This is a genomic window from Bacillus sp. LNXM12-1 (assembly GCF_003004375.1).
In the GTDB taxonomy this organism is placed as follows: domain Bacteria; phylum Bacillota; class Bacilli; order Bacillales; family Bacillaceae; genus Bacillus.
The window spans coordinates 1-21194 of record NZ_PVWX01000006.1; the positions used below are offsets into that span (position 1 = coordinate 1).

Annotated in this window: 31 protein-coding genes, 1 rRNA gene and 1 pseudogene; 3 read left to right on the forward strand and 30 right to left on the reverse strand. The window is 42.1% G+C overall.

Going from position 1 to position 21194, the window contains the following annotated elements; genetic code table 11:
- Positions 1-130: ribosomal RNA gene (locus tag C6Y07_RS17905) — 16S ribosomal RNA — on the reverse strand; the annotation flags it as partial.
- Positions 131-506: 376 nt separating this feature from the next.
- On the opposite strand from C6Y07_RS17905, the gene pdaB reads away from it, so the two are divergent.
- A complete protein-coding gene (gene pdaB / locus C6Y07_RS17910; RefSeq protein ID WP_106031893.1) occupies positions 507-1271 on the forward strand; it encodes a polysaccharide deacetylase family sporulation protein PdaB in 765 nt (254 codons plus the stop codon).
- Here pdaB and kbaA read toward each other — a convergent pair.
- A complete protein-coding gene (gene kbaA / locus C6Y07_RS17915) occupies positions 1264-1866 on the reverse strand; it encodes a KinB-signaling pathway activation protein (RefSeq protein WP_003217204.1) in 603 nt (200 codons plus the stop codon). The genes pdaB and kbaA overlap by 8 nt on opposite strands.
- 90 nt (positions 1867-1956) lie before the next feature.
- Here kbaA and gerD point away from each other — a divergent pair, with 90 nt between their 5' ends.
- Entirely contained in the window at positions 1957-2541 is a 585-nt protein-coding gene (gerD, locus tag C6Y07_RS17920; protein ID WP_106157159.1) for a spore germination lipoprotein GerD, read from the forward strand.
- Positions 2542-2579: 38 nt separating this feature from the next.
- On the opposite strand, the gene C6Y07_RS17925 is transcribed toward gerD, so the two are convergent.
- The 3 genes from C6Y07_RS17925 to C6Y07_RS17935 form a co-directional block, all read right to left on the reverse strand.
- Entirely contained in the window at positions 2580-3638 is a 1059-nt protein-coding gene (locus C6Y07_RS17925) for an Mrp/NBP35 family ATP-binding protein (RefSeq protein ID WP_058015818.1), read from the reverse strand.
- 103 nt (positions 3639-3741) lie between these two features.
- Entirely contained in the window at positions 3742-4455 is a 714-nt protein-coding gene (gene cwlD, locus C6Y07_RS17930; RefSeq protein WP_066031431.1) for an N-acetylmuramoyl-L-alanine amidase CwlD, read from the reverse strand.
- Between the two features lie 58 nt (positions 4456-4513).
- Positions 4514-4957 (reverse strand): YbaK family protein, encoded by a 444-nt coding sequence (locus tag C6Y07_RS17935; protein WP_066031432.1) that lies wholly within the window; start codon positions 4955-4957, stop codon positions 4514-4516.
- 146 nt (positions 4958-5103) lie between these two features.
- On the opposite strand from C6Y07_RS17935, the gene C6Y07_RS17940 reads away from it, so the two are divergent.
- Positions 5104-5673 carry a DUF4825 domain-containing protein gene (locus C6Y07_RS17940; protein ID WP_066031433.1) on the forward strand — a complete coding sequence of 190 codons (570 nt, stop codon included), beginning with the start codon at positions 5104-5106 and terminating at the stop codon, positions 5671-5673.
- Positions 5674-5710: 37 nt separating this feature from the next.
- Here the strand turns inward: C6Y07_RS17940 and C6Y07_RS17945 are convergent, their stop codons facing one another.
- From C6Y07_RS17945 to rplF, 25 genes and pseudogenes are all read right to left on the reverse strand, one after another.
- A complete protein-coding gene (locus tag C6Y07_RS17945) occupies positions 5711-6709 on the reverse strand; it encodes a serine hydrolase (protein ID WP_106157161.1) in 999 nt (332 codons plus the stop codon).
- 109 nt (positions 6710-6818) lie between these two features.
- A complete protein-coding gene (locus C6Y07_RS17950) occupies positions 6819-7292 on the reverse strand; it encodes a GNAT family N-acetyltransferase (protein ID WP_106157162.1) in 474 nt (157 codons plus the stop codon).
- A 31-nt stretch (positions 7293-7323) separates the two neighbouring features.
- Positions 7324-8070: an amidohydrolase family protein gene (locus C6Y07_RS17955; protein WP_106039699.1), complete on the reverse strand. Its 747-nt coding sequence runs from the start codon at positions 8068-8070 to the stop codon at positions 7324-7326.
- A 97-nt stretch (positions 8071-8167) separates the two neighbouring features.
- Positions 8168-8683, reverse strand: coding sequence for a GNAT family N-acetyltransferase (locus C6Y07_RS17960; protein WP_066031436.1), 516 nt, complete (start codon positions 8681-8683; stop codon positions 8168-8170).
- A 198-nt stretch (positions 8684-8881) separates the two neighbouring features.
- Positions 8882-9274, reverse strand: coding sequence for a 30S ribosomal protein S9 (gene rpsI, locus C6Y07_RS17965; RefSeq protein ID WP_003217273.1), 393 nt, complete (start codon positions 9272-9274; stop codon positions 8882-8884).
- Between the two features lie 20 nt (positions 9275-9294).
- A complete protein-coding gene (gene rplM, locus C6Y07_RS17970) occupies positions 9295-9732 on the reverse strand; it encodes a 50S ribosomal protein L13 (protein ID WP_003217042.1) in 438 nt (145 codons plus the stop codon).
- 166 nt (positions 9733-9898) lie between these two features.
- Positions 9899-10642, reverse strand: a complete 744-nt coding sequence (truA, locus tag C6Y07_RS17975) for a tRNA pseudouridine(38-40) synthase TruA (RefSeq protein ID WP_106071953.1) — start codon at positions 10640-10642, stop codon at positions 9899-9901.
- A gap of 11 nt (positions 10643-10653) precedes the next feature.
- Positions 10654-11451, reverse strand: coding sequence for an energy-coupling factor transporter transmembrane component T family protein (locus C6Y07_RS17980; protein ID WP_044139647.1), 798 nt, complete (start codon positions 11449-11451; stop codon positions 10654-10656).
- Entirely contained in the window at positions 11448-12317 is an 870-nt protein-coding gene (locus tag C6Y07_RS17985) for an energy-coupling factor ABC transporter ATP-binding protein (RefSeq protein ID WP_044139648.1), read from the reverse strand. Before C6Y07_RS17985 ends, C6Y07_RS17980 begins: the two co-directional genes overlap by 4 nt.
- Entirely contained in the window at positions 12293-13135 is an 843-nt protein-coding gene (locus C6Y07_RS17990) for an energy-coupling factor ABC transporter ATP-binding protein (RefSeq protein WP_106061950.1), read from the reverse strand. Before C6Y07_RS17990 ends, C6Y07_RS17985 begins: the two co-directional genes overlap by 25 nt.
- 125 nt (positions 13136-13260) lie before the next feature.
- Complete coding sequence (gene rplQ / locus C6Y07_RS17995) at positions 13261-13623, reverse strand: 50S ribosomal protein L17 (RefSeq protein WP_003216944.1); 363 nt, start codon at positions 13621-13623, stop codon at positions 13261-13263.
- Between the two features lie 76 nt (positions 13624-13699).
- Positions 13700-14644, reverse strand: a complete 945-nt coding sequence (locus C6Y07_RS18000) for a DNA-directed RNA polymerase subunit alpha (protein ID WP_003217009.1) — start codon at positions 14642-14644, stop codon at positions 13700-13702.
- Between the two features lie 175 nt (positions 14645-14819).
- On the reverse strand, positions 14820-15215 hold the full coding sequence (rpsK, locus tag C6Y07_RS18005) for a 30S ribosomal protein S11 (protein ID WP_003217231.1): 396 nt from the start codon (positions 15213-15215) through the stop codon (positions 14820-14822).
- 20 nt (positions 15216-15235) lie between these two features.
- Positions 15236-15601 carry a 30S ribosomal protein S13 gene (gene rpsM, locus C6Y07_RS18010; RefSeq protein WP_003217023.1) on the reverse strand — a complete coding sequence of 122 codons (366 nt, stop codon included), beginning with the start codon at positions 15599-15601 and terminating at the stop codon, positions 15236-15238.
- A 21-nt stretch (positions 15602-15622) separates the two neighbouring features.
- Positions 15623-15736 carry a 50S ribosomal protein L36 gene (gene rpmJ / locus C6Y07_RS18015; protein WP_003156543.1) on the reverse strand — a complete coding sequence of 38 codons (114 nt, stop codon included), beginning with the start codon at positions 15734-15736 and terminating at the stop codon, positions 15623-15625.
- A 31-nt stretch (positions 15737-15767) separates the two neighbouring features.
- A complete protein-coding gene (gene infA, locus C6Y07_RS18020) occupies positions 15768-15986 on the reverse strand; it encodes a translation initiation factor IF-1 (protein ID WP_003217190.1) in 219 nt (72 codons plus the stop codon).
- Positions 15964-16271: pseudogene (locus C6Y07_RS19165) on the reverse strand (KOW domain-containing RNA-binding protein). Before C6Y07_RS19165 ends, infA begins: the two are co-directional and overlap by 23 nt.
- Positions 16272-16298: 27 nt before the next feature.
- Positions 16299-17045, reverse strand: a complete 747-nt coding sequence (gene map, locus C6Y07_RS18030; protein WP_003217210.1) for a type I methionyl aminopeptidase — start codon at positions 17043-17045, stop codon at positions 16299-16301.
- Positions 17042-17695 carry an adenylate kinase gene (locus C6Y07_RS18035; protein WP_012008711.1) on the reverse strand — a complete coding sequence of 218 codons (654 nt, stop codon included), beginning with the start codon at positions 17693-17695 and terminating at the stop codon, positions 17042-17044. The genes map and C6Y07_RS18035 overlap by 4 nt, the downstream gene beginning before the upstream one ends.
- Before the next feature lie 55 nt (positions 17696-17750).
- Positions 17751-19043, reverse strand: coding sequence for a preprotein translocase subunit SecY (gene secY / locus C6Y07_RS18040; protein ID WP_012008710.1), 1293 nt, complete (start codon positions 19041-19043; stop codon positions 17751-17753).
- A 1-nt stretch (position 19044) separates the two neighbouring features.
- Positions 19045-19485, reverse strand: coding sequence for a 50S ribosomal protein L15 (rplO, locus tag C6Y07_RS18045; protein WP_003216888.1), 441 nt, complete (start codon positions 19483-19485; stop codon positions 19045-19047).
- Positions 19486-19515: 30 nt separating this feature from the next.
- The gene (rpmD, locus tag C6Y07_RS18050; protein WP_003217067.1) at positions 19516-19698 is read right to left on the reverse strand and encodes a 50S ribosomal protein L30; all 183 of its coding nucleotides are present in this window, start codon (positions 19696-19698) and stop codon (positions 19516-19518) included.
- Between the two features lie 13 nt (positions 19699-19711).
- On the reverse strand, positions 19712-20212 hold the full coding sequence (gene rpsE, locus C6Y07_RS18055; RefSeq protein WP_003217179.1) for a 30S ribosomal protein S5: 501 nt from the start codon (positions 20210-20212) through the stop codon (positions 19712-19714).
- Positions 20213-20236: 24 nt separating this feature from the next.
- Positions 20237-20599 carry a 50S ribosomal protein L18 gene (gene rplR / locus C6Y07_RS18060; protein WP_003216951.1) on the reverse strand — a complete coding sequence of 121 codons (363 nt, stop codon included), beginning with the start codon at positions 20597-20599 and terminating at the stop codon, positions 20237-20239.
- 32 nt (positions 20600-20631) lie between these two features.
- Positions 20632-21168: a 50S ribosomal protein L6 gene (gene rplF / locus C6Y07_RS18065; protein WP_003217186.1), complete on the reverse strand. Its 537-nt coding sequence runs from the start codon at positions 21166-21168 to the stop codon at positions 20632-20634.
- Positions 21169-21194 lie beyond the last annotated feature (26 nt).

Sequence of the window (21194 nt, forward strand, 5' to 3'; positions counted from 1 at the left end):
AGGTTACCCACGTGTTACTCACCCGTCCGCCGCTAACATCCGGGAGCAAGCTCCCTTCTGTCCGCTCGACTTGCATGTATTAGGCACGCCGCCAGCGTTCGTCCTGAGCCAGGATCAAACTCTCCGAAAAAGTACAAAACCGAAGTTTTGTTTTTCGCCAGTTTGACTGACTACCTATGATGTTTCATAGGATTTTTTTATAAAAACTCGAATTAACAGGTACGTTTTGTCTTGTTTAGTTTTCAAAGATCATCTTCGCCGTTCTTAGCGGCTTTAATAATATAACATTTCGCTTCATCTTATGTCAACAACTTTTTTTAAGTTTATTTCCCGAAGCGTTTTGTGTTTGTCACTGTGTGTCAGCGACGATTAATAATATATCACGAAAATATTCTATCGGTCAACGCCTTTTCAAAACTTTTTTTGAAATAGTTTTATTGTGCATCTCAAATCCTTGTCCTGCATACAATCAAGTAACAATCTCGGACAAGGCAGGAGTGTTTGAATTGAGTCGATTATATGTGTTTCCTATTAAACGGCTGAAGCAAGCCGTCATTATTCTTGTAGCAGCCCTTGCAGCTGCAACCTTTTTTTATGTACAAAAGGCACCGCCGCTGTCGGTATTTAAAACAGAACACGGACCCCGAGCCATTTATAAAGGCGAGACTTCCTCAAAACATGTCTCCCTTACTTTTAATATCGGCTGGGGAGATGAGAAGGCTGTTCCTATTTTAAATGTCCTTCGAGAGTACGATATAAAGAACGCTACTTTCTTTCTGTCTGCTTCTTGGGCTGAGCGTCATCCTGATATCGTCAAACAAATTAGAGAGGACGGTCACCAAATCGGCAGCCTTGGCTATGCTTATAAAAATTATAGCCAGCTTGAAGATAGTGAAATCAAGCAAGATCTTGTCCGGGCACAAAATTCATTTCAAAAGCTTGGACTAGATGACATTCAACTATTAAGACCGCCAACTGGGCAATTTAACGAAAAAGCATTGAAAATTGCCACACAGTACGGTTATACCGTTGTCCATTACAGCGTCAACTCACAAGATTGGCTGAATCCGGGCGTCGATCAGATTGTTCAGAATGTAAATGATCGAATGAAAAGCGGAGATATTGTTCTCCTACATGCCTCAGATTCAGCAACCCAAACCGCTCAAGCCTTACCAGCTATTTTGAAACAAATCAAAGAAAAGAATTTAAAAAATGTGACGGTTGGCGAACTGATCTCTAATACCAAAACAAGGTCATCGGAAGTTAAGTAGCTTTCGCCTTTGAAAACCGCGGCATAGCTAACAACTGAAACGCATTACAGCCTAATAGCGGAAATAGCATTAAATACAGCCAGTCCTCTTCGTTGACTCTGAGCGCCGGGAACCATTCTAGCGACGTGATGACAACCATGAGAAACATTGCGGAAACAAAAGTTTTCTTAGAGGACTGCTGCTGTTTAAAGTAAGCCACGATCAATGCGAACACACCGATAAAGACAGGCAGCCATAGGTATGGAAGAAATGATTCATTCTCTCCAAAAAACAAAAATCGCAAGTAAGCTAAATCAAACAGCACAAAGATCACCAGAAACAGCTGAATGGTATTCCATAGAGAATGTGATCGGAATATCTCTAACGCAAACCGATGCACCGTTAAAAAGACAACAAACCCCATCTGACTAATGACACTAAAAATCATCCCCACACCAATGAACCAAAACAACACAGATGCGATTTCTAGTATTTCAAACGATATAAAAAGCTTCTGATATTTCCCCCACTCCAGCGCAAAGCCAACCACGCTTGTAATGACCGCTCCAACAGCTAGCACAGAGAAGAAAAAACGAACTAAATCCCGACTTTTCATTGAATTGATCCAACCCCTATTTTTGTTATGTATAAATTTACGTGAAACATTCATATTAAAAGTAAGACATGTAACGAAAGGAGCCACAGTATGTCAAAAGGCATCTTGCGTATAATGAGCTGTTTTCTCCTTTTATCTCTAACAGCTTGTGCTCCCAAAACCCAATCCTCATCTAATATGGACTATGACGAAACAAAGAAAATGGTCGTCGATATATTGAAGACAGATGACGGTAAAAAGGCCATTCAACAGTTATTAAATGACGAGGCAATGAATGAAGCTTTGGTAATGGATGAACAAACTGTGAAAAAAACGATAGAGAAAACACTGACTTCTGATAAAGGCAAAGAGTTCTGGAAGAAGGTCTTTGAGGATTCTAAATTTGCCGAGACTTTCGCTAAATCCATGCAGCAACAGCATGAAAAGATGTTAAAACAGTTAATGAAGGACCCTGACTATCAGCAATTGATGATGGATATTCTCAAGGATCCTGAAATGGAAAAGAAATACGGTGAACTGGTGAAAAGCAAAGAGTTCAGAAAGCACTTAGAAAAAGTTATCACTGAAACATTAAGCAGTCCCATTTATAAGAAGAAATTCGAAGATGAGCTTAAAAAAGCAGCATCTGAAAGCAGTGATTCCGGATCAAAAGGCAGCGAAGAAAGCGGCAGTTAAACATCACCCGAGTGGACATACATCCACTCGGGCTTTCATTATGCTTTTACTGCTAATTGTTCAATAACTTTATTCGCAATGTGTTGATACACTTCTCCCGTCGGATGACTCGCATCATAGACGGATGGAGCAAAATCATCTTCATTCCAATCAGGCTGCCTTAAAGGAATTTGACCAAGGACCGATACTCGCAGCTCTTCCGCCAGCTTGTCCCCGCCCCCTTTTCCAAAGACATATTCTTTCTCACCTGTTTTTTTGCTTTCATAATAGCTCATATTCTCAACGACCCCTAGCACTTCGTGATCTGTTTGCAGTGCCATTGCGCCTGCTCTAGCAGCAACGAAGGCAGCTGTAGGATGCGGTGTTGTGACAATGATTTCTTTACAGCTTGGAAGCATTGTATGAATATCAAGCGCCACATCCCCCGTACCAGGCGGAAGGTCTAATAGTAAGTAATCTAATTCTCCCCACTCGACTTCGTGGAAGAAGTTATTTAGCATTTTACCAAGCATCGGTCCTCTCCAAATGACCGGTGCATTTTCTTCAACAAAAAAGCCCATTGAAATCACTTTGACACCAAAGCGTTCCACAGGAATAATTTTTTCCCCTTTAACCGTTGGTCTGACGGTGATGCCCATCATATCCGGTACACTAAAGCCATAAATATCTGCATCAATCAGTCCGACTTTTTTTCCTAGACGAGCCAGTGCTACAGCAAGGTTAACAGACACGGTGGATTTCCCAACGCCGCCCTTTCCACTCGCAATCGCAAGGAACTCAGGCGGATTTTTAGAGTTGAGCAGGTTTTCTTCCTCATCTTGCGAAGGCATAAACCTTTCAAGTGTTTCCTGAGGGAGCTCTTCAAAACGAAGTCCTACTGTGTTAGCACCCTCTGCTTTCAAGGCTTGTACGATGTCTTGCTGAAGCTTCATCTGCTCAGCAGTGCCCGTTTTGGCAATAGCCACCTTTAAGCTCACATGTTCTTTCTCAGGCTTTAGGCTGATTTCCTTGATGGCATCCAGCTCACCAAGCGGTATATGAAGGAAAGGTTCGTCCATCTTCCCAACTAGTTTTCTCACATCATCTTGTCCGATCATAGCAGAACCTCACCCTTTATTGAATTCGTTTACAATCCAAGTATATCATACATATCCTTACAATGTCTGTCCTGTTTGCCTGCGTACAAAAGGAAAAAGCCCCTTATTCAGGCGGCTCTTTTTGCTCTGTCAAATATCTTAAAATGCCTTTATAAATGGAGGCAGCAATTTGATCTTGATATTTAGGTGTTGCCAGCTGACTGGCCTCTTTCGGATTGGAGAGAAATCCAATTTCCACAAGAGCTCCTGGCTTCGTCACGTTTTGCATTAAATAAATGCCATTGATCCGCTTCGCCTTTCGATCTGTGTTTTCAAGATTATTGCGTAATTCATCTTGTATGAACTTCGCTGCCTTTTCATTCTCTTCATATTTCCCGTAAAAAAACGTCTGTGCGCCGCTCCATTTGTTCGATGGGATCGCATTTAAATGAATACTTAAATAGAGATCGGCTTCAGACTCATTGATGGCTTTTACACGGTTTCTTAGATCCTCCGCTTTCTTTCGGGCATATCCCTTTGTATTCTTTGATGATAAATCAGAATCATCCTCGCGGGTCATAAGAACAAGGGCACCCTGCTCCTGTAAATAGTCACGTATCTTCATGGATACATCCAGTGCAATCTCTTTTTCAAGCAGCTCTCCTCCTACAGCCCCGCCATCTGGACCGCCATGACCCGGATCTAAATAGATGATCTTGCCGCTCAAAGGCAAGTTCCACGATTTCCACGAATCATCATTTAGAAACTGAAACCTGAATAAGAATAAGAGGACAATAAACCCGATTAAAAACCCTGTCCATTTCAGCTTTCTTTTCATCCCTGTCCCTCCCATACACCATTATTTTATAGATATGGGACAAGGGCTGGAAATATGCTTAGTGCAGCCGAAGCTTATGCCTTTTTTCTGATTCTCGAAAGCCTTCCTGCCACCACATGCTTAAAAAATCCTTCGCAAATGGATACAGACACGACATCTTCCTCTCCATTCGGAACATATTCCCCCACGATTGCAAACATCCTGCTAGCTCCTCAACCAGCTCATCTTCCTCCTGGGAGGACCGCTTCTTGATATGGTCGAACGATTCGCCGTATTTACTCGACTCACCGTATCTCCCGCCAGCTAAAAAAGCTTCAATGGCGAAATCGATACAGCCATCACTCATAATCCCAGCTGGATCATCTGCAAATGGGAACAGCTTCTTCGTGAATTTCTCGGAAGCAACCGTGACCTGTTGAAGAGACAATGTACGCAACAGCTTCTTTTCAAGCGTGACATCTCGTTTTGTTTTCAATTGATAAAATGAAAGAACCTCTGCCATGGACTGAACTCCTTTTTTCTTTGTATTGTTCGTTGGTTTGAACAAAACATGCAGTTCAGTAAATGGAAATCAATGAGCTAACGGATTGGAAAATTGTGATAAAATGAACATTTATATATAGAAAGAATAGAAAAGGGGCAAAATTCATGAAGAAGTGGATGTATATCCTGTTGCTACTAACAGTCGTCTTATCTGGATGCGGCAGTCAAGCGACCGAGCAGAAGAGCGACATAAAAGGAATAGAAGACATATCATTAAAACAGCTCTCCAAACACAAAAATTCTTATATTGGAGACAACGGAGCAGTCGGCGCTATTTTATCAGGTCTTCCAGGTAACGTGATTCGTGAGTATGAAATCGTAGATGAAAAAGAGCTGAAAGTGACATACGGAGTAAAAGAAAATGCCGATGACACAGAAGAACAATTTGACGCATACTGGTTTGATCAAAAGGACACGATTGAGAAAACGTATTTATACAACGCATTCGCATTTTTTATCCTCGTCGATAATGTTGAGCAGGTAACCCTCAAGATGAGCTCAAACAATGAACCAGCTGTCACGTTTAATAGACAGCAACTAGAAAAAAAGCTCCCTCACTCATTTAAAGAGTACCAAGACAATGTAGCGCTTTGGCAGAAGGAACTGGTTGATGGAGTTGTGAAGTCAAAAGAGAAACGGCAAGATGTATATAGAGTGTTTCCCATGCAGAAATAATAAAACAGAGGGGTGTCTCCCTCTGTTTTTTTGATGATTATTTAGTAAAAGCTTGAATTAATTGTTGTCGAAAGTTTTGATCCACTGCTGCAGTGAGTATAAATTCATTGAATACTTCCTCAATCCAGTGAGAATTGTCCGCTTTCGGATCATTGATAAATAGAGAGAGGGATATAGATGATGTATGTGTTTTTCGATATAAAGAACCTGTGAAAACAAACAATGTTGCTCCGCCTTTATACCAAAGGTATTGATCTGTTTCCGTCTTGAATGTTTCTCCCAGCACAATTTGGCTAAAAAGACGCTTTTCTTCTGTTGTTAACAGCTCATCCTGTAGACGTTTCATAAAATGTGCATATTGATTAGTTGTAGACTTTGTCATTTTTTGCGTCAGTAATGATTGAATCCGCAAGCTTAACAAGTCTTTTTTCATCAATTTTTCTTCTAACGCCTTTTTATGCTCTGGGTCATTTTTCATGATATTGAAAATCTCAATCATCAGAGATTTGTATTGTTCATCAGTCACATCGCTCATTTGCTTGAATGCATCCCGCTCATGATCAGATATATAGGCTGGCCACAACAGCTTGGGTGTCAGTGGCATGACTTCATCATGTTCTGTAAGACCTTCTTGTTTCATCTGATCATTGATCTTATCTAAGTCGAGCAAGTCTATCAAATAATCAGTACAAGCATTCGAACTGAATTGCATCATCCCTTTGGCAACATCTAATAAAGTTGCATGCTCAGAAAAATCGTTGACCTCCAGCCAGTATGTATGAGCACCACCGTCTGTTCTATCAATATAAAACCGCTCTATATCAGACAATGCCACTTTTTCATCTAGCTTGGTGTCACCGCTAGAGACGGTTTTAACAAAATGAAACAAAACCATTAATTTCACCGTACTTGCAAGTGGTGTTTTTTGATCACCTTTCCAATCTAATACCACATCTTCATTTTCAATCATTGTCGCTGATATGTCCTTTTTGTTTTTCATGACAAATGTCAAAAGATCTTCTTTTGTTTTATTCAAATGTATCTCCTTTCCCAACCAATATAGATTCTCATCTTCAATATAACAAATATTTGAAATAAAGACACAAAAAAGAAGGGGTTTGTGAATCCCCCTCCGTTTGATGATTTTATTCATGAGGCAGTTGCAGCTTCATCCCATCATGCGTAGCTTCAAAGCCCAACTTTTCGTAAAAACGGCGTGCATCTGGTCTCTGTTTGTCTGTTGTTAGCTGAATCATATGACAGCCGCGGTCGCTTGCATGTTGAATAGCCTTTTTTATCAACATCGTGCCAATTCCTTTTCCTCTATGAGTCGAGGCCGTACGAACTCCTTCTATTGAAGCTCTCCATCCTCCTTGATGTGTAAGAAATGGCGTCATGGTTAATTGGAGAACACCTACAGCTTCTTCCTGATCACACGCAACAATGAGTTCAATATTTGGATCAGCATCTATTGAATGAAAGGCTTCGATATAGCTTTCTAACAATGGTTGCGTGTAACGCTCTCTTTTTTGACCTAACATATCATCCGCGAGCATGAAGACGATTTTATCGAGATCATCCAGCTTGGCTTCTCTGAACGTCAGTTGACTGAACCCCATTGAACACACCTCCTATGAAATGAAGTGGAACTTATTGACCAAAATACCATTGATGCGCGTTCTTATATAAGATGTGGTCAGCTGCTTTTTCCTCAAATAGCTGTTGAATCAACTCAACATCACCGTATTCAAATGGGCGCTTTGCCCTTGTCGATGGAAGGTCTGTACCAAACATCAGTGCATCAGGATTCGTTTGATAAATTGATGTCAATGCATGTTCAACGTTTAAATCGACTCGTCCAAAACCAGTTGCTTTTACCCGAACTCCTTTATCAACCAGCTTGAGCAAATGCGGCAAGCCTTCTTCCGATAAGCCTAAATGATCAATCGAAACGGCCGGCAGCTGTTCAAGCGTAGATGAGATGTCAGGGAGATGCTTAGCGTCTATGTAGAGCTCACTATGCCATCCCGCCAGCTCATACACCCTTCTCGCAAAATAATCGAGCTTCGAAATATCCTCCGAACCGCCCCGCTTCACATTAAAACGTAATGCCTTTACCCCATGTTGACCCAAATGAACAATTTCATCATCAGTTGCTGTAAAAGGTAATTGAGTCACACCGCAAAAAGCTGAGCCCAGTTCATCTAGCGCTTTCAACAAATAGCCTTGATCAAAGCCTTGAAATGACCCTGAGACGATTGCTCCACCTAAAATCCCAAAATCAGCCGTCTCTCTCCTATAATCATTCACCACATAACTAGGCGGTGTATATCCTTGGTTTTCTTGAATGGGAAAATCAAAATCAATGATATGAAAATGTGCATCAAAGATCCTCATGCGCGCGCCCCTCTTCTGCTTATTTGATCTGATTATATCAATAGCGAAAGCCAAGAGATATTTGAAATGACGAATCACTTCATATCATGAAAACTTATCAAGTTTTCCATTCCTCTCGTAAAATGGCATAGTAAAATTCATCCCACCACTCATTTCCTTGTGGTATACACTTTTTAAAATACCCTTCTCTTCTCATCCCCATTTTCTCCATCACTCTCCACGATGGCACATTTCCAGGCTGACAAGTGGCAATGATTCGATGTAAATTCATTGTGTGAAAGCCATAATGTAGTACAGCATAAGCCGCTTCTGATGCATAGCCTTTGTTTTGATATGCAGGATTGAAGACCCACCCAATTTCATATGTGTGCTCACCAAAGTACGGATGAAACGCGATATGCCCAATGCATGTATGATCTTCTTTTAATAGGACAGCGACATACTTAGCATTTTCATGACGATTATTTTTGATAAATTCCTTCGCATCTTCTTTAGAAAATACATCTTCCGGAATATACTTCATCACTGCCGGATCAGATGTATATGCATAAACATCCTGCCAATCATCATCAGTAAATGGTCGAATGAGACACCTTTCTGTCGTTAGATTCATAGGACAACCTCCATAAATAATCTTCTTTTAAACAGAAAACTTTCTATACTCATATTTTATACGTATCCAAAAGGAAGTGACCAGTCATTATTTATTAAATAAAAAACACAAAAAAAGCACCAGCAGGATGCTGATGCTTTTCATATATGGTTTGTCTGTAACAAACCTTTGTAAAACGTCCATACAATATAAAATTGATTAACGTTTTGAGAACTGAGGAGCTCTACGTGCGCCTTTAAGACCGTATTTCTTACGCTCTTTCATACGAGGGTCACGAGTAAGAAGTCCAGCACGTTTAAGTGATGTACGGTACTCAGGATCTACTTCTAGAAGAGCACGAGAGATACCGTGACGAATTGCTCCAGCTTGACCAGAGAATCCACCACCGTGAACCGTTACAAGAACATCGTAGCTGTTAGCTGTTTCTGTGATGTTCAAAGGCTGTTTCACGTCTTCGATTAAAGCAGCGAATGGAATGTATTCAGTAATTTCACGATTATTAACGACGATACGGCCTTCACCTGGAACTAAGCGAACGCGCGCTACAGAACTTTTACGACGACCTGTACCGTAATATTGAACCTGTGCCAAATTGTTAACCTCCCTTATAATTAACCGCGAAGTTCGTAAACTTCAGGTTGTTGTGCTTGATGTGGATGCTCAGAACCACGGTACACATTTAATTTTTTGAACATTTGACGGCCTAATGGACCCTTTGGAAGCATACCTTTGATAGCAAGCTCCAACATTTTTTCAGGGTAGTTTGTACGCATCTCAAGAGCAGTTCTTTGTTTCAAACCACCTGGGTGCATTGTGTGACGGTAGTAAATTTTGTCCGTCAATTTCTTACCTGTTAATTCGATTTTCTCAGCATTGATGATGATGACGTGATCACCTGTATCAACGTGTGGTGTATAAGTTGGTTTGTGCTTACCGCGCAAAAGTGATGCTACTTCAGTAGAAAGACGACCTAGAGTCTTGCCTGCCGCATCAACAACTAGCCATTTGCGCTCAATTGTGCTTGCGTTCGCCATTGGTGTTGTACGCATGAGTTTCCCTCCTAAATAAATCAATGATTTTTCCTTGAATCAAATGCTACGTTCTATTTCAAAACACAAGATAAGTCTTCCGGGGCTTATTTGTGGGGTTGAAATACATACCATATGATATCTTATAACTTTCTGCTTCCTGTGTCAAGAACATGTTACACCTGGTTTAGTTGTCATAGAAAACTTCCCATAAATACAGTCCGTGACTGGGCGCAGTCTTGCCTGCCGCTTCGCGATTTCGGGCGGCAAGCATGGCTTTTATCTCATCAGGGTGAAATTTACCAGATCCGATTTCAAGTAACGTTCCAGCGATAATTCGCACCATGTTGTATAAAAAGCCATTTCCTCTCACACGCATTTCAAGCCCGTCTGAGACGTTTTTCCACTCGAGGGTGTAAATCTCCCTTACCTTGTCCTGAACCTCTGTATTGGCCGCACAAAAGCTTGTGAAGTCGTGTGTGCCAATGAGGTGTCCAGCAGCTTCTCTCATTTTGTCTGCATCCAGCCGGTAAGGAAAGTGGCAGGCATACTGTCTCGTGAACACATTTTGGTGCGTTTCCGTTGAGACCTTATAACGGTACTCCTTCGAAACGACACTAAAACGTGCATGAAACGACTCATCCACTTCCTCAGCCTTTAGAACCCTGATGTCATCCGGCAGGAGACTATTGAGGGCAAAAGGCCATCTTTCCATCGGAATCGAGAGCGGCGTGTCGAAATGGATGATCTGCCCCTTCGCATGGACGCCGCTGTCCGTCCGGCCAGAAGCCACAATCGGAATCAGTTCATCCTGTTTATGCATTCTTGCAAGAGCCGACTCGATCTCCGTCTGAACAGTCCGCTGCCCAGGCTGCACCTGATAGCCTTTAAAATGTGTCCCATCGTAGGAGACGGTACATTTGACCTTCATCTAGGAATCACCTAATTTCTCAGAAGCACAAGGAGTGCTGTTAACAGGATGAATAGGAGCAGCGTGAACGTGTCTTTCATGCCCCAGACAAGCTGACGGTATTTCGTCCGCCCTTCTCCCCCGCGGTAGCCTCTCGCTTCCATAGCGGTCGCCAGTTCCTCTGCACGCTTAAACGCACTGACGAAAAGCGGAACAAGCAAAGGAACAATTGCTTTCATGCGGTCCTTTAGAGGTCCGCTTGTAAAATCAACACCTCTTGCCATTTGTGCCTTCATGATTTTGTCCGTCTCTTCTAGTAAAGTTGGAATAAACCGAAGAGAGATGGACATCATGAGAGCAAGCTCGTGAACAGGCAGTTTGATTTTACGGAATGGATGAAGCAGCTTTTCCATACCGTCTGTCACTTCTATAGGCGTTGTGGTTAACGTCAGAAGTGTCGTCATCATGATGAGATAGACAAAACGGAGTGAAATGAAAATCCCCTGCTTTAGACCTTCTTCATAAATATTTAAAAAACCAAAGTGAAATAGCAAGGCGCCATCCTTTGTCATGAATATATGCAGAATGAAGGTAAACAGGACAATCCATAGGATCGGCTTCATTCCCTTGAGAATAAAGTATAGCGGCACCTGAGAAACCATCACCACAAGGAGGGTAAAGACACCTAAAAGCCCGTAAGTGATGTAATTATTAGCAAAAAAGACAATAAAGACAAAAAAGAAAATTGATAACAGCTTTGTCCTTGGATCAAGACGATGGACAAAGGATGAACCTGGCACATATTTGCCGATAATCATACTATCCATCATGATGTCGTGTCCTCCTGATAAAGAGCTGTTAAGGCTTCTGCCATTTCATCCATGGTCAGAAGCGGCCTTGGAAACGTAATACCCAGCTTTTCTTCTACAGTCTGCTGGAATTTAATCGTTTCTGGGAGGTCGAGACCAAACGAAGACATGTCTGTACGATTGGCAAACAATTCTCTCGGCGTACCTGTCGCCTTTACCGTTCCTTTATGCATCACAATCATTTGATCCGCATAATGAGCGGCGTCCTCCATACTGTGTGTAACCAGAATCGTGGTAAGGTTTGCCTTTTGATGAAGCTCATAGAACATGTCCATGATTTCCTTCCGTCCGCGTGGATCTAACCCTGCAGTCGGCTCATCCAGCACAAGCACTTCTGGCTCCATCGCTAGAACACCTGCAATCGCCACACGTCTCATTTGACCGCCGCTTAGTTCAAAGGGAGATCGAGATAATAGGGATTCAGGAAGACCGACTAGCTTCAGCATTTCCTTCGCCTTTGCTTCTGCCTTTTCCTGAGGAACACCGAAATTCATCGGACCAAAGCAGATATCCTTTAGGATCGTTTCTTCAAAGAGCTGATGCTCAGGAAACTGAAACACGATGCCTACTTTTTTCCGGAGGGACTTTAAATCCTTCTGCTTTTTATTGGCTTGTAAGACGGTATCTCCAAGCGCAATGCTCCCCTTCGTTGGTTTGAGCAATCCATTTAAGTGCTGCAGCAATGTGGACTTGCCAGAGCCTGTATGACCAATGACAGCGACATAACTGCCCTCTTGGATGGAAGCATTGACATCATACAAAGCGAGACGCTCAAACGGCGTTTTCATTTGATAACGATGCTCTAGTTCTTTGATCGTAATGTCCATAGCTCTTTCACCAATCCTTCTTGTGTCAAATGGGCATTTGCAAGCGGTACACCTTGCTGCTTCAATTGTTTGCTCAACCGATAGGAGAATGGCAGATCAAGTCCAATTTGAACTAGCTGTTCGTCTAGTTCAAATACTTCCTCTGGGGTTCCCTCGGCAAATTTTTTCCCGCCATTCATGACAATGACCCGGTCTGCCTTGGCGGCCTCGTCTAAATCATGTGTGATGGAAATGACTGTGACCGTTCCTTGTTCCTTCAATAGTCTAACAGTCTCTAACACTTCTTCACGGCCAATCGGATCAAGCATCGATGTTGCTTCATCCAGTATCATGATGTCAGGGCTTGCGGCAAGAACACCTGCAATGGCAACTCTCTGCTTTTGCCCGCCTGATAGATGGTGCGGCTCTTGATCAAGAAACTCCTGCATATTGACCTGTTTGACAGCCCAATCTACACGTTCTATCATCAATTCCCGCTCAACCCCGTTATTTTCTAAACCAAAAGCCACATCATCACGAACCGTTGAGCCAACGAATTGGTTATCTGGGTTTTGAAAGACCATTCCGACCTTTTTGCGAATATCCCAGACACTCTCTTCTTTCAGCTCAATCTCTCCAACCTTGACCGTTCCAGCATCCGGTAAAATGAGCCCATTCAGTACACGGGCAAGTGTGGATTTACCTGAACCGTTATGACCAACAATGGCGAGCCATTCATTTTGATTCACATGCAATGACACTTGATCTAAAGCGGGCTTGTCCGCATCCTTGTGATAACGAAATACAATGTCCTTTACGTCAACTAATGTCTTCCCCATCTCTACCGGACCTCCTCTCAGCTCAACCTCTTCTTTTGCTTATTGTTAAAAAGCCGTAGTATCTAAAAAAGGGCATAGATCCAGTTATGAACTGTCCCGCCCTTTCTTAGATACACGCTATGTGATTAAACTAATTCAATGACAGCCATTGGTGCGCCATCGCCGCGACGAGGTCCAAGCTTCATGATACGAGTGTATCCACCTTGGCGATCTTCGTAGCGAGTTGCAACGTCAGCGAATAATTTTTGAAGTGCATCTTGGTTTGTTTCAGCGTTAGCTACTTCATTACGAATGTAAGCTGCAGCTTGACGGCGAGCATGAAGATCTCCGCGTTTGCCAAGAGTGATCATTTTTTCAACTACAGAGCGAAGTTCTTTCGCACGTGTTTCAGTTGTTTCGATGCGTTCGTTGATGATCAAATCAGTCGTTAGGTCACGAAGCATTGCTTTACGTTGTGCACTAGTGCGTCCTAGCTTTCTGTATGCCATGTGATGTCCCCTCCTTAGTTAGAGAATGCTGTATGAATAAAAAACACACGAAAATCCTAGTTCACAATGAAACTAGTCAATCGTCTTTACGAAGACCCAGTCCAAGTTCTTCTAGTTTCGCTTTCACTTCTTCAAGAGATTTACGTCCAAGGTTACGAACTTTCATCATATCCTCTTCTGTCTTGTTAGCAAGCTCTTGAACAGTGTTAATACCCGCACGCTTCAAACAGTTGTAAGAACGAACAGAAAGATCAAGCTCTTCAATTGTCATTTCAAGCACTTTTTCTTTTTGGTCTTCTTCTTTCTCAACCATGATTTCAGCATGCTGAGCTTCGTCAGTTAACCCAACGAAAATATTCAGGTGTTCAGTTAAAATCTTAGAACCTAGAGCGATCGCTTCTTTCGGTCCTGTGCTTCCATCAGTCCATACATCTAGTGTTAATTTATCATAGTTTGTGATTTGCCCGACACGGGTGTTCTCCACTTGATAAGTCACACGAGATACAGGTGTATAGATTGAGTCGATCGGAATCACACCGATTGGCTGATCGTCTCTTTTGTTTGCATCAGCAGGATTATACCCGCGACCTCTTTGTGCAGTTAAGCGAACACGGAAGCTCGCATTCTTGCCAAGAGTTGCGATGTGAAGATCTGGATTTAAGATTTCAATATCGCTGTCGTGTGTAATATCAGCAGCTGTTACAGTACCTTCATCTTGTACATCAATTTCAAGCGTCTTCTCTTCTTCAGAGTAGATTTTGAGTGCAAGCTTTTTAATGTTTAAGATAATCGTTGTAACATCTTCAACCACGCCTTCGATCGTTGAGAATTCGTGTAAGACACCATCTATCTGGATCGATGTTACAGCTGCACCAGGAAGTGAGGATAAAAGGATACGACGAAGGGAGTTCCCTAAAGTGGTACCATATCCACGCTCAAGTGGCTCTACGACAAACTTGCCATACTTGGCATCGTCGCTGATTTCAACCGTTTCGATTTTTGGTTTTTCAATTTCGATCATCTAATAAAACCCTCCTTCAAAACGTCGAAACCTCGAATAGAATCATATGAGATTCCATCCGAAATTCCTCATTGTTTAGTCCCGTATGTGCTCAGGCAACGAGTCGTGTATTCGTCTCATAAATAACTGTATCATAACCCATTATTGACAGGGACACAAAATCTATACAAACAAATTACACGCGGCGACGTTTTGGTGGACGGCATCCGTTATGAGGAACTGGAGTTACGTCTCTGATTGCAGTAACTTCAAGACCTGCAGCTTGAAGTGCACGAATTGCAGCTTCACGACCAGAACCAGGACCTTTAACAGTTACTTCAAGTGTTTTAAGACCATGTTCGATAGAACCTTTAGCAGCAGTTTCAGCAGCCATTTGTGCAGCGAAAGGAGTAGATTTACGAGAACCTCTGAATCCTAATGCACCAGCACTTGACCAAGAAATTGCGTTTCCATGAACATCAGTAATCGTTACAATCGTGTTGTTGAAAGTGGAACGGATATGAGCGATTCCAGCTTCAATATTCTTTTTCACGCGACGTTTACGCGTATTTTGTTTACGAGCAGCAGCCATTCTTTAACTACCTCCTTTACTTATTTTTTCTTGTTAGCTACAGTACGACGCGGACCTTTACGAGTACGCGCGTTGTTTTTTGTGTTTTGTCCACGAACAGGAAGTCCTCTACGATGACGGATTCCGCGGTAGCTTCCGATTTCAATTAGACGCTTAATGTTAAGTGAAACTTCACGACGAAGGTCACCTTCTACTTTAAGTTTGTCAATGATATCACGGATTTTACCAAGTTCGTCTTCAGTTAGATCGCGAACGCGAGTGTCTTCAGAAACACCTGCTTCTTTAAGGACTTGTTGCGCAGTCGTACGACCAATTCCAAAAACATATGTTAAAGAAATGACAACACGTTTATCACGTGGAATATCTACACCAGCAATACGAGCCATGATTTGGGCACCTCCTTGTTATTAGCCTTGTTTTTGTTTATGTTTTGGGTTTTCACAGATCACCATTACTTTTCCTTTTCTGCGAATAACTTTACATTTTTCACAGATAGGTTTAACAGATGGTCTCACTTTCATGTGTTTCCAACCTCCTTCTTCCGGAGTTGCTTTATTTGTAACGGTACGTAATTCTACCACGAGTTAAGTCATATGGAGATAATTCTACCGTAACTTTGTCTCCAGGTAAAATGCGAATGAAGTGCATACGGATTTTTCCTGATACATGAGCCAAAACTGTATGACCATTCTCTAGTTCAACTTTGAACATTGCATTTGGCAAAGTTTCTGCTACAGTACCTTCCACTTCAATTACATCGTCTTTCGCCATTCAAGTGTTCTCCCTTCTTCAAATCAGTAACTTGCTCTCTGACAAATGTCCAAATGAGTTCATCTCAATTGTCCATCCATCACCCGACCTGTTTTGAATATACTGTTCTGAACTTCCGGAGATACGCAACCATAAAAGGTTATATGATTGATATTTTTTCTTAGGAGAATGAAATTTACGCTTTTCTCCGTCTGCGATTAGTAGATGGCAGCCACCGAACATGCCGATGACACCTGTATACTGATCTTGTTCTTTCCTTTGGACTATACAGACAACCTGCCCGATTTGGGCCTGAAAGGCTTCAGTGAAGACCTAAATCTTAGTCAGTATATCAAAACCTGTATCTGTAATCGCAATCGTATGCTCAAAGTGAGCACACTTTTTCCCATCAACCGTTACAACCGTCCAGTTATCAGCCAATGTTTTCACATATCGGCTGCCTGCGTTCACCATCGGTTCGATGGCCAACACCATTCCAGGTTTTAGCCGCGGGCCTTTGTTGGGCGGACCATAATGAGGAATTTGAGGGTCCTCATGAAGATCCTGTCCGACCCCATGTCCAACATATTCTCTAACAACTGAGAAATTCTCGTTTTCTACATACGTTTGTATAGCATGGGAAATGTTCGACAGACGTTCGCCTGGCTTTGCTTCCTGTAAGCCTTTATATAGAGATTCCTCTGTGACTTCCAGTAGTTTGCGGTCTTCATCACTGATTACCCCAACTGGATAAGTCCAAGCAGAGTCACCATGATAGCCATTTAACTTTGCGCCAATATCGATACTAATGATGTCACCATCACGTAAAACCCGTTTACCAGGAATACCGTGAACGAGTTCTTCATTCACCGAAACGCAAATGCTCCCGCGAAAACCATTATACCCTTTAAAAGATGGGATTGCACCCTGCTTTGTAATAAAACGTTCGGCAATTTGATCCAATTCTTTTGTCGAAATACCTGGTTTTATATGTTTCTTCAGCTCTTCATGAGTCAGTGCGACAATGCGTCCAGCTTCTCTCATAATCTCAAGCTCGCGAGGAGTTTTACAGATAATCATTTATTTAATCCCCCAAGCAGGTCCTTGATATCTGCATATACATCGTTAATGTGTTTTGCACCATCAATATTTGCAAGATATCCTTTTTCTGAATAGAAGTTCAGTAAAGGTTCAGTCTGCTTTAAGTTTACTTCAAGTCTAGTCGAAACGGTTTCTGCATTATCATCTGCACGTTGATAAAGCTCGCCTCCACACTTATCGCAAACATTTTCTTTCGCAGGTGGATTGAATACTAAATGATATGTTGCTCCGCAATTTTTGCAAATTCTTCGGCCAGTCAGACGCTCCATCAAAGCATCTTTATCGACTTTAATATTAATGACATAATCAATCGTTCTGCCAAGATCCTTTAGAATGTCTTCTAAAGCTTCAGCCTGAGCGACTGTTCGCGGAAATCCGTCCAGAAGAAAACCTTGTTCACAATCATTTTTGCCAAGTCTTTCTCTAACAATACCGATTGTGACCTCATCAGGAACAAGCTCTCCTTTATCGATAAAGGATTTTGCTTCGAGCCCAAGTTGTGTCTCCTCTTTCATAGCAGCGCGGAACATATCTCCTGTTGATATATGAGGTATCCCATAATCATCAACAATTCGTTCTGCCTGAGTGCCTTTACCGGCACCCGGAAGCCCCATTAAGACTAAGTTCATTTCGGATTTCCCCTTCCTTACTTAGAGAGGTTGGGCAGGAGCCCAGCCCTCTATTTTATTTCATAAATCCACGGTAGTTTCGTTTCACTAATTGGCTTTCAAGTTGTTTCATTGTTTCAAGTGCAACACCTACAACAATGAGAAGACTTGTGCCGCCAATTTGTGCAGCGGAAGGTAATCCAGCGAATTGAATGAAAAAGATAGGAAGTATTGAAATCACGGCTAAGAAAATGGCGCCCACAAACGTGAGTCGGTACAAAATGCTCGTAATTCTATCTTGAGTCATTTTCCCTGGACGAACTCCCGGGATATAGCCACCCTGCTTTTGCAGATTTTCAGCCATTTGTTCAGGATTCACTTGGACAAAGGCATAAAAATATGTGAAAGCAACAATCAGTGCTACATAAATCGTCATACCGATTGGCTTAGTATAGTCAAAGTTGTTGGTTATCCAAGTTGTCACATTATTGGTTCCGAAGAACGATGCGACCGTCTGCGGAGTAATAATGAAAGAAACGGCAAAGATGACTGGAATCACCCCTGCTGGATTCACTTTCAATGGAAGGTGCGTTGCTTGACTAGCAGACATTTGTGCACGGCCAGTTCCTTTTGAATATTGAATCGCAATCTTTCTCACTGCCATTTGAATGTAAATAACACCAATAACAATGACAAGAATAGCAATAACAATAAGGGCAATTTTCAGGATTTGCATGAACAACTGTCCATCTCCACCTACAAATTGTTGAGCGTACACTTGTTTTAATGTTTGAGGGATACCTGCGATGATACCAGCAAAGATAATAATCGAAATACCGTTACCAACACCGTGAGCAGTAATCTGCTCTCCTAGCCACATTAAAAATGCTGTTCCCGCAGTGAGTACGACCGCAATTAAGAGGTACGTTGAAACACCTGGGTTTTCAATCAGCATGCCTCCTGCCATATTGTTGAATCCATATGACATTCCTAACGCCTGGATAAAACCTAGAACAATTGTAAAATACCTTGTGAATTGTGCTAATTTTCGGCGGCCAACCTCTCCTTGCTTTGACCACTCAGTGAACTTCGGAACAACATCCATCTGCAAGAGCTGAATGATGATCGAAGCAGTGATATACGGCATAATCCCCATTGCAAGAATGGAGAATTGGAAAAGTGCACCGCCCCCAAACGTGTTGAGGATCCCGAAAACACTCATTTGATCCTGTGCCTGGAGAACTTCGGCGTTCACATTAGGCACAGGGATGAAAGCACCTATACGAAAGACGATTAACATTAAAAGAGTGAATATAATCTTATTCCGTATATCTTTCACGCGCATAAAATTGGAGATTGTCTTAAACAAGTTAGATCACCTCGGCTGTACCGCCAGCAGCTTCAATAGCTTCTTTCGCAGAAGCAGAGAATTTATTGGCTTTTACAGTTAATTTTTTTTCTAATTTACCGTTGCCAAGAATTTTTACTCCTGCTTTTAACTTGCTTATTGCACCAGTCTCTAGAAGAAGTTCAGGAGTTACTTCCGTTCCTTCGTCAAAACTGTTTAATCTGTCTAAGTTGATAACCGCGTAATCTTTACGGTTGATGTTTGTAAAACCACGTTTTGGAAGACGTTGGAATAAAGGCATTTGACCACCTTCGAAACCAGGGCGTACACCGCCGCCAGAACGAGCGTTTTGACCTTTATGACCTTTACCAGAAGTTTTACCGTTACCTGATCCAATACCACGACCAACACGGTTGCGTACTTTACGTGAACCTTCTGAAGGCTTCAATTCATGAAGTTTCATTTGGGCACCTCCTTATCGATTAAAAATGTTTTATTGTTCTTTAACAGAAACTAAATGAGACACCTTGTTAATCATGCCGCGGATCGCTGCATTGTCTTCATGTACGACTGTTTGGTTTGTTTTCTTAAGACCAAGAGTACGAACAGTGACACGCTGATCTTCTGGGCGACCGATTACACTGCGTTTGAGGGTAATTTCTAATTTATTTGCCATTAATGTTCCCTCCTTATCCTAACAGGTCTTCTACAGATTTTCCACGAAGCTTCGCAACGTCTTCAGCACGTTTAAGTTCACTTAAACCCTGAAGTGTTGCGCGGATCATGTTGATCGGTGTATTAGAACCTAGAGATTTAGAAAGGATATCAGCTAGACCAGCAAGCTCAAGAACCGCACGCACTGGGCCTCCAGCGATAACTCCTGTACCTTCTGAAGCAGGCTTCAATAGAACGTTTCCTGCACCGAATCGACCGATGATTTCATGTGGAATTGTAGTTCCAACCATTGGTACTTCAATTAAATTCTTTTTCGCATCTTCAACAGCTTTGCGGATCGCTTCTGGTACTTCTTGTGCTTTACCAGTACCGAAACCTACATGACCGTTTTTGTCACCGACAACAACTAAAGCTGCAAAACGGAAACGACGTCCACCTTTAACAACTTTCGCTACGCGGTTAACCGTAACTAAGCGTTCTTCTAACTCTAATTTGCTTTGGTCAATACGACTCATTCGGATGTGTCCCTCCTTCTTTTATTAAAATTTAAGTCCAGCCTCACGAGCAGCTTCAGCTAGAGCTTTTACACGTCCATGATATAAGTATCCTCCGCGGTCAAATACCACGTTAGAGATTCCTTTTTCAACAGCACGTTTTGCAACAAGTTCGCCAACTTTAGTAGCAGCTGCAGCGTCAGAACTATTCTCGATCTTTAACTCTTTATCAAGAGTAGAAGCACTTACAAGTGTTACACCGTTAACATCATCAATTACTTGAGCGTAGATGTTCTTGTTAGAACGGAAAACGTTAAGGCGAGGTCTTTCAGCAGTACCTGAAAGTTTCGCACGAACACGAGCGTGTCTTTTAAGACGAGTAGCGTTTTTGCTAGTTTTCGTAATCATCCGAGTCACTCCTTTCTTCACATTAAGCGATCTTACTTACCAGTTTTTCCTTCTTTACGGCGAACGAATTCACCTTCGTAACGAATTCCTTTACCTTTGTAAGGCTCTGGAGAACGGACAGCGCGGATGTTAGAAGCTAGAGCTCCCACACGCTCTTTATCGATACCTTTAATGACTACTTTCGTTTGAGATGGAACTTCGACTTCAACTCCAGCCTCAGGAACGATTTCAACTGGATGAGAGTATCCAACGTTAAGAACAAGTTTGTTTCCAGATTTAGCTGCACGGTAACCGACACCGATAAGTTCTAAACCTCTTTCGAAACCTTTAGATACACCTTCAACCATGTTTGCAATTAAGCTACGTGTTGTACCATGTAAAGCACGGTGTTCTTTATGATCAGACGGACGGCTTACAGTTAAGACGCTGTCCTCAATTTTAATTTCCATATCAGGGTGAAATGTACGAGTTAGTTCACCTTTTGGTCCCTTTACTGTCACTGTGTTATCGTTGTTTGTCACAGTAACTCCTGAAGGGATCTCGATTAATTTTTTACCTATACGAGACATACCAAGCACCTCCATTCATCTTAAAC

Coding starts and splice junctions, on each gene's coding strand:
- C6Y07_RS17985 (WP_044139648.1), bottom strand. CDS start 12,317: ATGGACATTACGATCAAAGAACTAGAGCATCGTTATCAAATGAAAACG.
- rpsK (WP_003217231.1), bottom strand. CDS start 15,215: ATGGCTGCTGCTCGTAAACAAAATACGCGTAAACGTCGCGTGAAAAAG.
- rpsE (WP_003217179.1), bottom strand. CDS start 20,212: ATGAGTCGTATTGACCAAAGCAAATTAGAGTTAGAAGAACGCTTAGTT.
- rplQ (WP_003216944.1), bottom strand. CDS start 13,623: ATGGCATACAGAAAGCTAGGACGCACTAGTGCACAACGTAAAGCAATG.
- C6Y07_RS17960 (WP_066031436.1), bottom strand. CDS start 8,683: ATGAATCTAACGACAGAAAGGTGTCTCATTCGACCATTTACTGATGAT.
- rplR (WP_003216951.1), bottom strand. CDS start 20,599: ATGATTACGAAAACTAGCAAAAACGCTACTCGTCTTAAAAGACACGCT.
- rplM (WP_003217042.1), bottom strand. CDS start 9,732: ATGCGTACAACACCAATGGCGAACGCAAGCACAATTGAGCGCAAATGG.
- cwlD (WP_066031431.1), bottom strand. CDS start 4,455: ATGAAAAGAAAGCTGAAATGGACAGGGTTTTTAATCGGGTTTATTGTC.
- C6Y07_RS17925 (WP_058015818.1), bottom strand. CDS start 3,638: ATGATCGGACAAGATGATGTGAGAAAACTAGTTGGGAAGATGGACGAA.
- C6Y07_RS18000 (WP_003217009.1), bottom strand. CDS start 14,644: ATGATCGAAATTGAAAAACCAAAAATCGAAACGGTTGAAATCAGCGAC.
- C6Y07_RS17935 (WP_066031432.1), bottom strand. CDS start 4,957: ATGGCAGAGGTTCTTTCATTTTATCAATTGAAAACAAAACGAGATGTC.
- C6Y07_RS18035 (WP_012008711.1), bottom strand. CDS start 17,695: ATGAACTTAGTCTTAATGGGGCTTCCGGGTGCCGGTAAAGGCACTCAG.
- rpsM (WP_003217023.1), bottom strand. CDS start 15,601: ATGGCTCGTATTGCTGGTGTAGATATTCCACGTGATAAACGTGTTGTC.
- rpmJ (WP_003156543.1), bottom strand. CDS start 15,736: ATGAAAGTGAGACCATCTGTTAAACCTATCTGTGAAAAATGTAAAGTT.
- rpmD (WP_003217067.1), bottom strand. CDS start 19,698: ATGGCAAATAAATTAGAAATTACCCTCAAACGCAGTGTAATCGGTCGC.
- C6Y07_RS17940 (WP_066031433.1), top strand. CDS start 5,104: ATGAAGAAGTGGATGTATATCCTGTTGCTACTAACAGTCGTCTTATCT.
- C6Y07_RS17990 (WP_106061950.1), bottom strand. CDS start 13,135: ATGGGGAAGACATTAGTTGACGTAAAGGACATTGTATTTCGTTATCAC.
- C6Y07_RS17980 (WP_044139647.1), bottom strand. CDS start 11,451: ATGATGGATAGTATGATTATCGGCAAATATGTGCCAGGTTCATCCTTT.
- gerD (WP_106157159.1), top strand. CDS start 1,957: ATGTCAAAAGGCATCTTGCGTATAATGAGCTGTTTTCTCCTTTTATCT.
- map (WP_003217210.1), bottom strand. CDS start 17,045: ATGATTATCTGTAAAACTCCTCGCGAGCTTGAGATTATGAGAGAAGCT.
- truA (WP_106071953.1), bottom strand. CDS start 10,642: ATGAAGGTCAAATGTACCGTCTCCTACGATGGGACACATTTTAAAGGC.
- rplO (WP_003216888.1), bottom strand. CDS start 19,485: ATGAAACTTCATGAATTGAAGCCTTCAGAAGGTTCACGTAAAGTACGC.
- infA (WP_003217190.1), bottom strand. CDS start 15,986: ATGGCGAAAGACGATGTAATTGAAGTGGAAGGTACTGTAGCAGAAACT.
- kbaA (WP_003217204.1), bottom strand. CDS start 1,866: ATGAAAAGTCGGGATTTAGTTCGTTTTTTCTTCTCTGTGCTAGCTGTT.
- C6Y07_RS17950 (WP_106157162.1), bottom strand. CDS start 7,292: ATGGGGTTCAGTCAACTGACGTTCAGAGAAGCCAAGCTGGATGATCTC.
- C6Y07_RS17955 (WP_106039699.1), bottom strand. CDS start 8,070: ATGAGGATCTTTGATGCACATTTTCATATCATTGATTTTGATTTTCCC.
- rplF (WP_003217186.1), bottom strand. CDS start 21,168: ATGTCTCGTATAGGTAAAAAATTAATCGAGATCCCTTCAGGAGTTACT.